Here is a 14,003-nt window from a genome sequence, read left to right as displayed (position 1 = left end):
CAAAGATCAGATCAAATCGATTTCACTAAGCAAGAAATGTTGGATACTGCGATAAAATTTATTGCTTGGTTGGCAGAATAACAAAAAATTGGTATTGATACATGCGGTAATAAGTGGTATGTTTTTTATGGCACAAAATCAAAATGGGGTGAATGTATTGGTTGAAAAAAAGAGAAAGAAGAAAAAACTGAAAAAAGTTTTTATGATCATAGCACTGGTAATCGCAGGCATTGTTGCCGGGACGGCAGCATTTGCCTTCTATTTCGCTAAAGGAGGCAATCTGCCCGGCGACAGTGTGAATTTGAACAATCGGGTCAGTATTCTTTTGATCGGGACGGATAAAAGGCCAGGGGCAAGTTCTTACAATTCGGACTCGATCATTGTAGCCAGCTTTGACCCGAAGACGAAACTTATTTCCTTACTGTCCATTCCGAGAGACACCCGGGTAACACTCCCCGGATCAAAAAGCTATTGTAAGATCAATGCCGTTCCCATGTTAAAAGGGATTCCGGAGCTGGAAAAACAGGTTACCGAACTGACCGGTATTGAGCTGGATGGGTATGTCCTGACGAATTTTAATGGGTTCAAGGATATGATCGATACGCTGGACGGGATCACCATTGACGTGGAAAAAGACATGAAATATGAGACCGGGGATAAAGAGGACGGCTATATCAACCTAAAAGCCGGGGTACAGGAATTAGACGGGACAAAAGCGCTCCAATATGCCCGTTTCCGTCATGACGCAACCGCCGATATCGGGAGAACCGCCAGGCAGCAGAAAGTACTGACCGCTGTGGGTAAAAAAATGCTTCAGCCTGCCACCCTATTAAAATTGCCCGAGCTGATTCCGGAATTAATGAAGGCTGTGGAAACAGACTTGTCTCTGAAAGATCTCCTAAAACTCGCCGGGGCGGCCAAGTCCTTTGAAGATGCAACGATCGTGACCCAAACACTGCCCGGCGATGCAATTAATCTTGATGGGTTAAGCTACTGGGAGGTAAACAGAGACGCAGCCAAAGAAGTCGCTCAGAACCTTCTTTTAGGTAAAACCACTGATAAAGTCTGGGACAGCACGGTCCTTGCCTCCTTGGATCCGGAAGTTAAAGCCCACCTTGCGGCCCCGTCTACGGCAGCTGCGATCGATATACCGGAAATATCCGGCGTAACTGCACCTGAACCGGGGGCGATACCCGTGACAACGATCCAAACGGAGCAGTATTCAGGAACAATCACCTGGTCGCCTGCTGACAGTACCTTTGTTGACGGCCAGGAATACACGGCGACGATTACGCTTGTTCCTAAAGCAGGGTATACCTTAAAAGGCGTCGGTGCGAACTTCTTCACCGTACCGGGAGCAGCAGCGCATAATGCTGCAGGATCCGGGGTCATTACGGCAGTGTTCAAGGCGTTACCACCTATAACGTCAGCAGCCACCATCGACATTTCGGAAATAGCCGGGGTTACACCGCCTGCACCGGGAGCGGCACCTGTGACAGCGACCACCGAAACGGAGCAGTATACCGGGTCGGTCACCTGGACGCCGGCCGACGCCCCCTTTGTGGAAGGCCAGCAATACACAGCGACCATCACGCTGGTTCCGAAAGAAGGATATACATTGGAAGGCATTAGCGCAAACTATTTCACAGTGCCGGGTGCAACAGCGACAAACGCGGCCGGATCGGGGGTCATAACAGCGGTATTTCTACTATGATGCCGTATACCAATACCGTATTAACCAGCCGGGGTTGTCCAACAAAACTGCCTTTGAAGTCAGGCTGAAGAGATCCTGATTTCAAAGGCAGAATACTGCGTACGGCGGAACGGTTTTGGTCAAGTTTTGTTTATAATGGCAATTCGGGGGAACGCAGCCTTTTGTCCGCTGCTGTTCTGAGTTACCGGGAAAATGGAGGTTATATTCATTTTTATATTAGCAGTAAATTTTCGCAAAACAAAATATTCGTAGTTGCATCAACATTTTCCTTCTGGTATAATTGCGTTATCGTAAATCAAAGGGGAGTAGCTGGATAATAAAGTCGTCAAGACGGATTTCGATCCCGGCTTTATTGCAATTGACTGATTGTAAGCGAGACCTTTGCCCTTGGGGGTGAAGGTTTTTTTATTTATATTTAAATATGATATGAATGAAGTCAGGTGAAAAATATGTTCGGTTATGTCGTCGCCAATATCGATAAGCTAACTGCCGAAGAAAAACTACACTATCGGTCGTGCTACTGCGGTTTATGCCAGACGCTGGGAGACCGTCACGGCACCCTTAGCCGTATCACACTAAACTATGACATGACTTTCCTCGTACTGTTCCTTTCCGCGCTTTATCAGAAAGATACCACCATTCAAACCGGGCGATGCATCATGCATCCCCGCAAACCTCACTGCTATTGGCATAACGAGATCTCAGATTATACCGCCGATATGAGTATTGTCCTGACTTATTTCAAATTTCTCGATGATTGGAAGGACGAACGGAAGATCCTGTCGCTGGGTGAAGCCAAGCTGTTCGAAAAGAAATACAGGCAGGCTGCCATCCGCCATCCCAGGCAATGTGCTGTCATCAGTGAGTGCTTGAACACCCTTTCCGACATAGAAAAATCAGGGGAACTGAAACCGGATATTCCTGCAGGTTGTTTCGGCAGACTCATGGGCGAAGTCTTCGTTTTCCAAGAAGATGACGATGCCCAAGATTTACGTAACTTTGGAGAATCGCTTGGCAAATTCATTTACATTATGGATGCCTGTCTTGATCTCAAAATGGACATCCAAAAGGAATGCTATAATCCGCTGACTGCGTTGTCAACAGATCATTTTCCGCAAATATTAAATCTGCTTATGGCCGACTGTATGGAAAAATACCGGCAACTGCCAATCAAACGCGATCAAAACCTTATTGAAAACATTCTCTATTCAGGCGTTTGGACAAGGTATGAAGCAGCGAAAAGAAAGTAAAGGGGAGATAAGAAAGAATGATATCCGATCCTTATCAAGTACTTGGTGTTCCTCAGACGGCTGCGGATGATGAAATAAAAAAGGCCTATCGCAAACTGGCCAAAAAATACCACCCGGACCTGAACCCCGGCAATGCGGAAGCGGCTAAAAAAATGAGTGAAATCAATGCCGCTTACGAACAGATCAAAAGCGGAAACCCCTACCCAAACACCTATTACAACGGGAGCAACGCTTCCCGAGAATATGCTTCCTCAGCGTATGATTCGGTAAAACACTATATCAATTTGGGCTATTTTCGCGAGGCGTTGAATATTCTGGCCAGGATGAGTGACCGAAGTGCCGAATGGTACTATTGCAGTGCTGTTGCCAATGCCGGTATCGGCAACATCATCACTGCGCTGAACCACGCCGAAACAGCCGTACGCATGAATCCCGGCAATCCGGAATACCAACGCATCTTGAATATGCTGCAACGCGGCGGACACGTTTATCAGCAACAAAGACGCGGCTTCGGCATGCCGAATGACACGCTGGACAAACTCTGTTTTGGCTTATGTATCGCGGACCTTTGCTGTCCGTTCTGTTGATGAAAATAGCGTAAGGAGTGTGGGCAATGGGTAATTTGAAAAATAAGCTGACACGTTTGATGATTGGCCGGTACGGCATTGATCAGTTGTATTATGCTTTACTTGGGGTCTGGTTTGTATTACTGATCGCCAATACGTTTATCCGTTCAGGAATCATCAGTATTTTGATGGGGGCTGTTCTGGCTGGAATGATCTTCAGAACCTTATCCCGGAACATCTATAAAAGACGCCAGGAAAACGATAAATTCATGAAAATGTGGAATAGGATTAAGGCTGAAGGTTCTTTGACGATGCGCCGAATCAAAGAAATTAAAACCCACCGTTTCCGCAAATGCCCGCACTGTAAAAGAGTACTTCGGCTGCCGCGGCGAAAAGGCAAACATACAGTAAAGTGCCCTTGCTGCCATCATGAATTCGAGCTCTGTATCCGCTTATAACTAAGAACAAATAAATTTGATCATCGTAGTACTTCATAAACAGTAAGAACTAAAAAGAATAACCTTGGAACTTTCAAGTCATTCCAAGGTTATTTTTTTTGGTTAATATTTTGCTTTGATGATCTGTTTAATATTTTTTTCCATAGAAGAACGAGTAAATCAAACTGCAAGTGGGTTACAAAGCTGCATTTTGTTTTCGTTACAAAGACCGCGTTTTGATTTACAAAATGGCATCTCGCCTTTCAATTAAGTTTTCAATTTAGTCGTTTGAGTTTATCTATAAACAACATAAATATATTGATAAATGATAAATTAATATTGACTTACAATAATATACCATTTACAATAGAACCAAAATAGATAGAAAGGGTATGATACAATGTGGAATCCAAGTAAGTCCGTAAGACTATCTTCCATTTGTACCAAGATCGCCATTGTCCTGGTCATATGTGCAGCTTTTGCTATGCCGAATTTAATCCCTACATATGTAAACTATACAGGAAAAGATCCTGAAATCATTCATTCCTTGCTCCTAACGGTCTATGCCTGTGTTCTGCCGGGGATGTTATCGTTGATCTGTCTTGGCAGGCTTCTTTCCAACATCAGGCGGGAAGAAGTGTTTATAGAAAAAAATGTCAAACTCCTGCGGGTGTTGTCATGGTGCAGTTTTGTCGTCTCCGCCATTTTGTTCATCTCAGGATTTTATTATATTCTTTTTGTGATTATAGCCGTTTGTGCCGCTTTTTTAGGGCTGATCCTGAGAGTGATCAAAAATGTTTTTGAACAGGCGATTGTTATCAAAAGAGAAAATGATTTTACGATTTAGGGGAGGGATTCTCATTGATTGTCGTTAATCTCGACGTTATGATGGCAAAAAGAAAAATTTCTGCCGGTGAGCTGGCGGATAAAATCGGAATCACTCCGGCTAATCTTTCAATTCTAAAAAACAATAAGGCAAAGGCTATCCGCTTTTCGACCCTGGAACAAGTTTGCAAGGTTCTGAATTGCCAGCCCGGAGATTTATTAGAGTATCGGAAAGGAGAACAGGAAGATGAATAACAGGGAGATGAATAACAGTACGGATACGGCAACCTATACAAGGAGTGATATTGTTTTCGCATTGGCAATGCTGGTCTGCGGCTTCTTATATTGGAATCTGATCCTGGCTGCCGGTCTTGGTGCGGGTGTTACCTTATTTGCAGCAGTATTCTGTCTGTCTACCGTCCTATATCTGAAATCAGGTAAGTTCCGTCAAACAAGAACGAGCTGGTTATGTTTCATTGTCATTATCCTGTCGTCCCTGGTTTTTTTGCTTTTTGATAATATCCTGATCAAAGGACTGAATTTTATCTTTCTTACAGCCGCTGTCATCTATTGGATCAGCCTGTTTACGGGCAGAAACCTGGAGAAAAGGATCTCCGCCTATATCCTGGGCGATCTTTTTAATCAGGTTTTGGTCATCCCATTCCGCAATTTTGCCTGCTGCTTTGGCGCGGTCAAGAGACTGTTTGGCAGAAATCAAAAGGGGAAATCCCTTCTGGCCGGCGCGGTTGGTATTCTTGTGATGATTCCGATCCTGGCCGCAGTCATCAACCTATTGACACGAGCCGATGCTGTTTTCGCAGGGATGATCGCCAATCTGCAGTTTTCGGTATCGATGAATATTATCGTCCAGATATTGATGGGAATTCCCGTCGCCTGTTATCTGTACGGATTGATTTACGGCGACCGGCATGGGAGGAATACGGGATATGTCACCATCGAGACTGTTGACAAAACGGCCGCTGCTTTCCGTTTTTCCCCGGGAGTGACCGTATACACCGCCTTGACAGCGTTGAATCTTGTCTTTGTGGTTTTTTTTCTTTCTCAGATCACCTATCTTTTCTCGGCATTCAATGACCGTCTCCCGGAACTCATGACGCATGCGGAGTATGCCCGCAGAGGTTTTTTTGAACTTTGTGCGGTAGCCGGGATCAATATGGTCGTGATTACGGTGGCCCATCTTATTGTGAAAAGGGACAAGGTGAGGATTCTGCAAATAGAAACAGCCATTTTATGCCTTTTCACCCTGATGTTGATCATTACGGCCATTAGCAAGATGGTGATGTACATCCATTATTTTGGTTTGACCCCGCTGCGTGTCTATACGACTTGGTTTATGCTTGTGCTGCTCTTTCTGTTTGCGGTGATTGCCGTCAGACAGTTTAAAAAATTTAACGCAGCCAGGATCATGCTGGTCGGATTTGTAGTGTTTTTCATGATCCTGAGCTACGGGAACATCGACGGCCGAATCGCTGCCTATAATATTGACAGGTACAGTAACGGAACCCTGGAGAATCTCGATGTGCAGGCTTTGTCCGGCTTGTCTGATGCAGCGGTCCCGTACATCTACACCTTATACCAGGAAACAACGGATCAGAGCCTGAAGGCGGATCTTAAAGCAGCCATTGATCAATCAGCTGGATCTGCGCTTGGAGCGTCGCGTCAAGAAACATTCCGGGATTTCAATTTTCAGCGGCATACGGCGGAAAGCATCAGAAATATGCTCTGATAGCTCCGGCAGCCAATACAAAAGGGCTGTAACACCACTTAGCCCCAAATGAAGGATAGGTTATTTTAAATCGCTATCCAACGGCGTTACTTACAGTCCCAGTCATCAATAAGGAGCGGACGCTGTCAATGATCGGCGTCATGGTTTCGGTTGGCGCAAGTGCGGAGCTTGTAAATATCATGACGATACAAAATAAGAGGAAAGACCAGAGACTTAAAGGTATCCCTTTAAGTCTCTGGGTCCTGCAAGAACTTCCCGGCCTATATACAAGGTACCGTTATCCTTGGTTTTGATATTCCATTTAACCAGTGTAATATTGCCTTCCGCGATCTCTATGCCTGTGATCGAACGCGGATGAACACAACTGCCGTCATTAAAATATAGCGGTTTCCCCGCATCAGGGAACATGGGCCTATGGGTGTGACCGGCAATCAGCATGTGCTTTTCCTGATTGACCCATTCAGTAAGGTTTTGTTCTATAGAATCCTTCTTATGATAATTTTTGGCTGTACTGGTGGGGTCTTTAAAACCGAACAACTCAAGTTTCTTCCATACATATCTGACCAGAAATCTTCTTAACCCCCAAAACGTATAGTCCAACATACTGCCTTGGTGCCCATGGATCAAAAGAATTTTTCGGTCTGAATCCTTATACCGTAAAACGAGCCCCTCGTGAAATTTAACATTCTCAAATAAAGGAACGTGACGGTTTTCCTCGGCATCATAGTACCGGTTAAAGCATTTCTGTACAAAATGATCATTGCTTTTGACCATGTCATGGTTTCCGTAAATGAAATAAAGGCGGCCTTCATTATAATATTTTTGCAGGAGTGAAAATGTATCCTTATGAACAGGCACGATGTCCGACATGTTTTTATACTTCCACAGTTCGTCACCGTCACCAAGCTCGATATACGTGTACTGTTCCTTATAATAATGCGTTAACGCTGCAAAATACAGATTCTCATTCCCGGAAAAATCGTCAGCCCAGCTGCCGTCCCCCCTATGGACATCACTCATTAAAATCATCTTCGAGGAATCGTCAACAGGGATTTCTTCAGCAGATTGAAAAGCTTTGGATATACGATCCACAGCATTCATAGGATACCACCCGCCCAAAAGCATCTTCGTTTAATGTCAATATATTCAGGGGGCAGTATCAAGAGTGCCGGTCTTTTTTGACTATATGATCTATAACAAAAACTGCCAGTGTAGAAAAGGTAAATATGTTAATAATAAGTGTACATTCCAAAAAGGAAAGGAGGGAAAAAGTAATGGCAAAATATAGACTTCCTATAGACAAGAGTCAGGCAGCTAGTTCAATGGGTGTAAACTTAGGCCCTGATACATCTGCTAGACAAAATGGTTCCGTAGGTGGATACATGGTGAAGAAGACTTTTGAAAGCCTCGGCATGCGTTAAGACTGATTTTCGAGAGCAAATGATTATAAGCCGGAAGGGAACCGTGAGAGAATACGGTTCCCTTTTCTTTAACCTTAAATAGGATACCTCAGAATTTCAATCATTATACCGGTAAAAAATTCCTAAAAGTATTTGGAAGAAGTCATGGAAATCCTCATGGGATTTATTGAATAAGAATCTCTTTCGGTAAGTCAAATGTACCTTCGGGGATGGAACCTGCACCGACTTTAATGTCTGTATATTCTGAGGTATTGGTCTGCCCGTCCTGAACCAGTTCAAACTTAATGACGATTCCGTATTTTGTGCTTAACCAATCTTTATAATTCCCTTGGCCGCTGGTTACAGAAATTATTTTGCATTCCAATCCGTTAAGCGTTTGTGTTCCGATGATTTGGTAACTTACATCAGCATTTTCATCTGTATCTAATGCCAGTGAATAGTCCATGGGGGTAATATTGTCATTCCCTTTATATTCGTTAATATTTACCTTGGCAGCCACAATTTGTCCTGGCCGGTAGGAAACGATTTCTCCCTTTTCTAAATCGAAGATGGAGACCGTTCTTTGCCCATTCGTAATCGTATCCGTTTTCATTTTGGTATCTTTAAACCAAACGTTGCTTTCGGAAGATACTCCCGCATTCGTTGTTACAAGATGATAAGAGATCTCTCTGAGACCTGTACCTTTCATAATTAAGTTTGAAACCACTTCCTGATCACTGGTGTTATTGGTTCCAGCGGAGGAAACTGCAGCCGAAGGAGCAGAAGAATTGTTTTTAAAGCTGCAAGCGGAAAGGATCAAGGTACTTATGAGCAATAGGACGGTAATCGTAAGAAGCTTCTTGTCAGTGATTTTCATGATTTACCTTCTCCAAGCGTAAGAGTTTATTGTCGGTTAAGAAGATATTCGTCATGGACAGGAAAATACCCTTTGAAACCTTGGTGCAATTGTTAGAGAAAGAAGCTACAATAAAAGCAATAAAAGACGACGCCTATAAAATATTCTGTTGTACATAAAATAACGAAAAATAACGAAAAGAGGTTAGATCATGAGTGACCAAATGAGGAACGACCATGAGAACGACCATAATGATTTTTATCAATCTCTAAGGAAAAAGATCAAGGATTACTTCACAAGTGAGGAAGGTAAAACGAATAAGTATGCAGAGTATATCCTGATTGCCCCCGACTTATTTCATCTTCTGTGCAAATTGACTATAGACAAGGAAGTCAACGTAGACGATAAAGCAAAACTGGCGATTGCGATTGCTTATTTTGTCTCACCGATTGATTTAATCCCTGAGCTTTTTGTAGGACCGGTAGGATTTGTTGACGATATATCCGTGGCTGCTTATGTCCTGAACACCATTATTAATAACACGAACCCGGAAGTTGTCCGCAGGCACTGGGCCGGTGAGGGTGATATCCTGATTAAAGTCCAGGAAATCATAAAAGTTGCCGATAATATGGTTGGCACCGGACTGTGGAAGAAAATTAAAGAGATGCTTAGTAAATAACGCAATAGGGTATAACAAAGAATGAAGATAAAATGGAGTGTAATATCATGCAATATACGCTACTAGGAAAAACGGGACTCCAAGTTTCAAGGCTGGGGCTTGGCTGTATGCGATTCCCGAAAAGTGAAAAAGAAGCGATAGAAATGGTGCGGTATGCGGTAGATCACGGAGTCAATTACCTGGACACCGCTTACATCTATCCAAACAGTGAAATGATTACCGGGAAAGCGCTTCAAGGGGGCTATCGGAATAAGGCGTTGATCGCCACCAAAAGCCCCATATGGAAAATCGGCAAACACGGAGACTTCGAGAAATACTTGGATGAAGAGCTGAAACGCTTGGGAACCGATCATATTGACATGTATCTTCTCCACAACATGAACCATGACAACTGGGAGAAAGTCAATCATTTTGATGGTCTTACTTTCCTTGATAAAATGGTCCAAAAGGGTAAAATACTGCACAAGAGTTTTTCTTTTCATGGGACACTGCCGGCATTCAAACAGGTCGTGGATGCCTTTGACTGGGAGATGGCACAAATTCAGCTGAATATTCTGGATGAAAATCAGCAGGCCGGGATTGAGGGGTTGAGATATGCGGCAGGAAAGGGTCTGGCGGTTGTTATCATGGAACCGTTAAGGGGCGGCTACATGCTGGCTAACGTTCCCGAAGCAGTCGCTGATTTGGTTCATCAATATCCGGAGAAGAGATCCTTGGTCGCGTGGTGTTTCCGCTGGCTTTACAATATGCCTGAGGTTTCCGTGATTCTTAGTGGCGCCAGTACGCTGGAGCAGTTGAAGGACAATTTGCGGATCTTTGATGAATCTGCAGTCAACGTAATGTCCGAGGCCGACCAAAATCTGATCAAAAAAATCCGGGAAGCTTTCGAGTCCAATAACAGCATCGGCTGTACAAGCTGCAGCTATTGTATGCCTTGTCCCCAAGGCGTAAGCATTCCTGAAATATTCAGACTCTACAACAGCCACCAGCTCATGAAAACGCATTGGGTAGACAAAGGGATGTACAGGGAAAGTCTGCTCCCCTCCGGTTCCGGAGCTGATCAGTGTATTTCTTGCGGAATCTGTGAGGAACATTGCCCACAGGCGCTGAGTATCCCGGTCTTGCTGAAGAAAGTACATGAGGAATTTACAGCGAAAACAATCGGTGGGTGGAGTTGATTTTGTAGAAAGACTATGTATCTATAGGATATTGGCGCATGGTTTTCTTAATAATTCTTCGATTTCCTCAGCAGGCATTGGTCGGTAGAAATAATAACCCTGAACCTCGTCGCACATGTTCTGACTTAAGAATTGTACTTGTTTCTCGGTTTCCACCCCTTCGGCAATAACCTCCAGGTCTAGATTTTTAGCAAGATTTATGATGACTTTGGTGATTGCTCTGTCTTTTTCATCTTTTTCAATACCGTGAACAAAATGCATATCCATTTTCAATCGATCGATCGGCAAATTTTTCAGCCTGTTTAAAGAGGAGTATTCTGTGCCAAAGTCGTCGATAGAGATGGTAATCCCTAACTTCTTAAAATCGTTTAAAACCTGAATAATATTTGCTTCATTTATCGCAGAACCTTCTGTAATTTCCAATTCCAGATACTTGGGTTGAAGTCCGGTTTCTTGAAGGACATTTGCGATCTGACCAACAATATTCGGGTTGCGAAGTTGATTTACCGAAATATTAACAGACATCCGCACCGGAGGATATCCTTTTTCCTGCCAGATCTTATTTTGCCGGCAAGCTGTTTTAAGTACCCATTCTCCGATCGTGTTAATGATCCCACTTTGCTCGGCAATCGGGATGAATACTGCCGGGGATACCATTCCCAACTCCGGATGCTTCCATCTTAACAAAGCTTCCATTCCGATGATTTTTGCTTCCGGAAGATGGACCTGGGGCTGGTAATACACCAACAATTCTTCGCGTTCTAAAGCTCGGAACAGACTGTTTTTCAGTATCATTTTATTCCGAATGTCCTCTTTCATCTCGGAAGAACAGAGGGCATACTGGTTTTTCCCTTTCTCTTTGGCCTTATACATTGCAATATCCGAGTTTATAATCAACGTTTCTGTATCTTGTCCATCAATAGGATATAGCGCAATCCCTGCACTTGCTGTAACAAAGAATTCCTTACCTCTTAGTACCGCCGGTTCTTTGAATAAACCCATTATTTTATCGGCAATGGCCATAACATCTTGATAGTCGGAAATATTATTCAGCAAAATCAGAAATTCATCGCCGCCAAAACGGGATACTGTGTCGGTTTTGCGGGTACATTCCAATAATTCCTGCCCGACTTTAGTGATCAGTTCGTCCCCGCCTTCATGGCCCAAAGTATCATTAACCGTTTTGAAAGAATCAAGATCCAGGAAAATCACCGCGAGCATCTTTTGAATCCGGCCGGCTTGGTGGATCGCTTGCGTAACCCTGTCCTGGAACAATACCCGGTTGGGTAGCTTCGTTAAATGATCATAGTAGGCTAATTGTTTAATTTCTCTTTCCGCCTGGACTTTCGTCAGAGCGTCTCCCAAAATATTTGCAATGACCTTGAGTAAATCAATCTGGTCTTCACGCCATTTTTTAGGGATTCTGCGGGAATCAATCCCAAATGAGCCTAATATCTGACCGTTTCCAGCAATGGGTAGGCAAATTTCTGATTTTGTATGAATAATTTTACCCTCTGATATCTGATTCATGAGGATCGAGTCTTCCGCTCCCGGGCATTCTATCGCTTCGCTGACAATAAGACCATGCCGGTACCAAGCAAACGGAAGGGTAACGCGATGTTGCTCCCTGTCCAGTAAATAAATCCATGCCCTGTCCATCTCAAAAAACCGTCCGCATTCCTCAAGCGCCTGATTGATTTTCTGCTCTAAATTCATTTGATTTGCTGTGATGAAATCCGAAGAAATCTTCGAGATTAATTTCTGCAGTTTTATCTGCTCAGCGTTTTCTCTCAGTCTGCGAATATACAGTTTATTGACATAGAAAGCCAACCAAAGAACGACAAGGAAAAATAAGATTCTTGCCAAATAGTCTTGAGCATTTATCTCAACGTTAACCTTTGGCGTGATGAACCAGCCCAGAATCTGGGTAGATATGATGGAGACTCCCAATGAAGCTAAGATAATGCGTTGATTGAACACCAGGGCAATAATTACAAAAATAATAGGAAACGCCCAAACCGTAATACTCCCGGTTTCAATAAACCTTAAAGTAAAAATTGGAATGGCCAGAACATTCACCACAAAATAAATAATATCTTTTTTATTTTCCGCGATAGGCATCCACTTCACGAACAAAATGACAAGTCCTAGAAAAAGGACAGCAATACTTGTCAATATGACAGGCGTTAAATCGTTCGTCATGTTAAAAAGAAAAAACGAAACAAAATTAATAACGCCGCAGGCAAACATAGCAAAGGCCATATAGCTGATAATATTGCCGCGGGTGGATTCATTTAAGATGGTTTCCTCAGCATTGATGATCTTCTCAGGCTTCATCAGTCCGTATTTTTTAATAGCGTAGTAAATGACGATGAGCGACATCGAGATAATAAAAGGAGCCAATTGGGGAAGCGGCATTTTCCAAAAAGTGCTGGCGACAATATCCGTAAAGGATGCAAAGATTAAGGTTGCAATAATCCAAGATAGGATGAGCCTTGCCTTTTTCTTACTACTCCGGGCAGAAGCTCTTCTCCCCCATAACCAAATCATTCCTGCGGAAACAATGCAGAAAATAATATAATAATAATTGAAGAAAGAATTAAAGCCACTATTCGGAACATTAATCCAGCCATTGACCGTATGAATTAATTTATACTTAGATTCCGCAGAACCGGAGATCCCATAAATATACATTGTCAGGACGGAGGGGAAATAAAGCAGCAGGTATAGCCACCATTTGTTTAACAAATTTTTTTTCTCGGTTAGAATTAAACTGAAATGAAGCAGGATACTGAAAAACGAACCCCAACCAACGACTGAGATCCTACGCCAGATTAAGCTAAGTTCTTGATTCTGGGCAGAAACGCAAATGGAAAACCCGAAAGCCCATAGACTCAAGGAAATACACAGTACAAAAAAAGCTTTGTTCAATCCGGCTTTCGGGTCAAGATAAAGTGTATAGGCCCCAAGAGAGCTGCTCATTACACAAGAAAAGAAAAATAAAACTGAAAAAAAATGTGATGATTCCATATTTCCCTTCTCTGATGGAAATACTGCTAAGATCAGATTTACATCATTTTTGATAAAGTAATCAACGGCTGTTAAACAAATTATTCTACTTTTAACTACATTTTCCTTCATCATTTTCAGAAAGCATCAACTATTTTACAGAACTGCCTTATAATGCAAATGAAGATTCAACTTTATGTCAAAAAACGTGTCAAAAAAAGGCGGTGTTGCAAAACTACAAATGTAGTGGGGCAATACCGCCTTCTCCAATAGTTAAATAAGTAGCCAGCAAAATCGTTATAGGTTTTAGCTGGCTTTTTTCATAACTGGATAGTCATAGGT

The 14,003-nt window shown here is 43.0% G+C and carries 13 protein-coding genes; 10 read left to right on the top strand and 3 right to left on the bottom strand.

Annotation, left to right across the window (positions count from 1 at the left end; genetic code table 11):
• Positions 1–127 precede the first annotated feature (127 nt).
• From OKX56_RS10760 to OKX56_RS10730, 7 genes are all read left to right on the top strand, one after another.
• Positions 128–1,714: an LCP family glycopolymer transferase gene (locus OKX56_RS10760; protein ID WP_019225719.1), complete on the top strand. Its 1,587-nt coding sequence runs from the start codon at positions 128–130 to the stop codon at positions 1,712–1,714.
• A 449-nt stretch (positions 1,715–2,163) separates the two neighbouring features.
• On the top strand, positions 2,164–2,964 hold the full coding sequence (locus OKX56_RS10755; RefSeq protein ID WP_019225718.1) for a DUF5685 family protein: 801 nt from the start codon (positions 2,164–2,166) through the stop codon (positions 2,962–2,964).
• Between the two features lie 17 nt (positions 2,965–2,981).
• Positions 2,982–3,551: a DnaJ domain-containing protein gene (locus tag OKX56_RS10750; RefSeq protein ID WP_019225717.1), complete on the top strand. Its 570-nt coding sequence runs from the start codon at positions 2,982–2,984 to the stop codon at positions 3,549–3,551.
• A 26-nt stretch (positions 3,552–3,577) separates the two neighbouring features.
• A complete protein-coding gene (locus OKX56_RS10745; protein WP_019225716.1) occupies positions 3,578–3,988 on the top strand; it encodes a Zn-finger containing protein in 411 nt (136 codons plus the stop codon).
• Positions 3,989–4,367: 379 nt separating this feature from the next.
• Positions 4,368–4,814 (top strand): DUF2975 domain-containing protein, encoded by a 447-nt coding sequence (locus OKX56_RS10740; RefSeq protein WP_019225715.1) that lies wholly within the window; start codon positions 4,368–4,370, stop codon positions 4,812–4,814.
• 14 nt (positions 4,815–4,828) lie between these two features.
• Positions 4,829–5,047 (top strand): helix-turn-helix domain-containing protein, encoded by a 219-nt coding sequence (locus OKX56_RS10735; protein ID WP_019225714.1) that lies wholly within the window; start codon positions 4,829–4,831, stop codon positions 5,045–5,047.
• The gene (locus OKX56_RS10730; RefSeq protein ID WP_019225713.1) at positions 5,040–6,539 is read left to right on the top strand and encodes a DUF4153 domain-containing protein; all 1,500 of its coding nucleotides are present in this window, start codon (positions 5,040–5,042) and stop codon (positions 6,537–6,539) included. The genes OKX56_RS10735 and OKX56_RS10730 overlap by 8 nt, the downstream gene beginning before the upstream one ends.
• A gap of 213 nt (positions 6,540–6,752) precedes the next feature.
• Here the strand turns inward: OKX56_RS10730 and OKX56_RS10725 are convergent, their stop codons facing one another.
• Positions 6,753–7,640 (bottom strand): metallophosphoesterase family protein, encoded by an 888-nt coding sequence (locus OKX56_RS10725; protein ID WP_025205229.1) that lies wholly within the window; start codon positions 7,638–7,640, stop codon positions 6,753–6,755.
• Between the two features lie 173 nt (positions 7,641–7,813).
• Here OKX56_RS10725 and OKX56_RS10720 point away from each other — a divergent pair, with 173 nt between their 5' ends.
• A complete protein-coding gene (locus OKX56_RS10720) occupies positions 7,814–7,960 on the top strand; it encodes a small, acid-soluble spore protein, alpha/beta type (protein WP_019225711.1) in 147 nt (48 codons plus the stop codon).
• Between the two features lie 163 nt (positions 7,961–8,123).
• Here OKX56_RS10720 and OKX56_RS10715 read toward each other — a convergent pair whose 3' ends face one another.
• Complete coding sequence (locus OKX56_RS10715) at positions 8,124–8,816, bottom strand: DUF4412 domain-containing protein (RefSeq protein WP_025205230.1); 693 nt, start codon at positions 8,814–8,816, stop codon at positions 8,124–8,126.
• 190 nt (positions 8,817–9,006) lie between these two features.
• On the opposite strand from OKX56_RS10715, the gene OKX56_RS10710 reads away from it, so the two are divergent.
• Both OKX56_RS10710 and OKX56_RS10705 read left to right on the top strand, forming a co-directional pair.
• Complete coding sequence (locus tag OKX56_RS10710; RefSeq protein ID WP_025205231.1) at positions 9,007–9,474, top strand: YkvA family protein; 468 nt, start codon at positions 9,007–9,009, stop codon at positions 9,472–9,474.
• A gap of 47 nt (positions 9,475–9,521) precedes the next feature.
• Positions 9,522–10,652, top strand: a complete 1,131-nt coding sequence (locus OKX56_RS10705) for an aldo/keto reductase (RefSeq protein WP_025205232.1) — start codon at positions 9,522–9,524, stop codon at positions 10,650–10,652.
• 21 nt (positions 10,653–10,673) lie between these two features.
• Here the strand turns inward: OKX56_RS10705 and OKX56_RS10700 are convergent, their stop codons facing one another.
• Positions 10,674–13,682, bottom strand: coding sequence for an EAL domain-containing protein (locus tag OKX56_RS10700; RefSeq protein WP_242871513.1), 3,009 nt, complete (start codon positions 13,680–13,682; stop codon positions 10,674–10,676).
• Positions 13,683–14,003: the final 321 nt, after the last annotated feature.

The organism is Dehalobacter sp. (assembly GCF_030063005.1).
GTDB classification, from domain to species: Bacteria; Bacillota; Desulfitobacteriia; order Desulfitobacteriales; family Syntrophobotulaceae; genus Dehalobacter; species Dehalobacter restrictus.
This window is presented reverse-complemented; position numbering and strand designations above follow the sequence as displayed.

Excerpts from the sequence above, each read along its gene's own strand:
- OKX56_RS10760 (WP_019225719.1), top strand. The coding sequence starts at position 128 with ATGGCACAAAATCAAAATGGGGTGAATGTATTGGTTGAAAAAAAGAGA.
- OKX56_RS10755 (WP_019225718.1), top strand. The coding sequence starts at position 2,164 with ATGTTCGGTTATGTCGTCGCCAATATCGATAAGCTAACTGCCGAAGAA.
- OKX56_RS10750 (WP_019225717.1), top strand. The coding sequence starts at position 2,982 with ATGATATCCGATCCTTATCAAGTACTTGGTGTTCCTCAGACGGCTGCG.
- OKX56_RS10745 (WP_019225716.1), top strand. The coding sequence starts at position 3,578 with ATGGGTAATTTGAAAAATAAGCTGACACGTTTGATGATTGGCCGGTAC.
- OKX56_RS10740 (WP_019225715.1), top strand. The coding sequence starts at position 4,368 with ATGTGGAATCCAAGTAAGTCCGTAAGACTATCTTCCATTTGTACCAAG.
- OKX56_RS10730 (WP_019225713.1), top strand. The coding sequence starts at position 5,040 with ATGAATAACAGGGAGATGAATAACAGTACGGATACGGCAACCTATACA.
- OKX56_RS10725 (WP_025205229.1), bottom strand. The coding sequence starts at position 7,640 with ATGAATGCTGTGGATCGTATATCCAAAGCTTTTCAATCTGCTGAAGAA.
- OKX56_RS10720 (WP_019225711.1), top strand. The coding sequence starts at position 7,814 with ATGGCAAAATATAGACTTCCTATAGACAAGAGTCAGGCAGCTAGTTCA.
- OKX56_RS10715 (WP_025205230.1), bottom strand. The coding sequence starts at position 8,816 with ATGAAAATCACTGACAAGAAGCTTCTTACGATTACCGTCCTATTGCTC.
- OKX56_RS10710 (WP_025205231.1), top strand. The coding sequence starts at position 9,007 with ATGAGTGACCAAATGAGGAACGACCATGAGAACGACCATAATGATTTT.
- OKX56_RS10705 (WP_025205232.1), top strand. The coding sequence starts at position 9,522 with ATGCAATATACGCTACTAGGAAAAACGGGACTCCAAGTTTCAAGGCTG.
- OKX56_RS10700 (WP_242871513.1), bottom strand. The coding sequence starts at position 13,682 with ATGGAATCATCACATTTTTTTTCAGTTTTATTTTTCTTTTCTTGTGTA.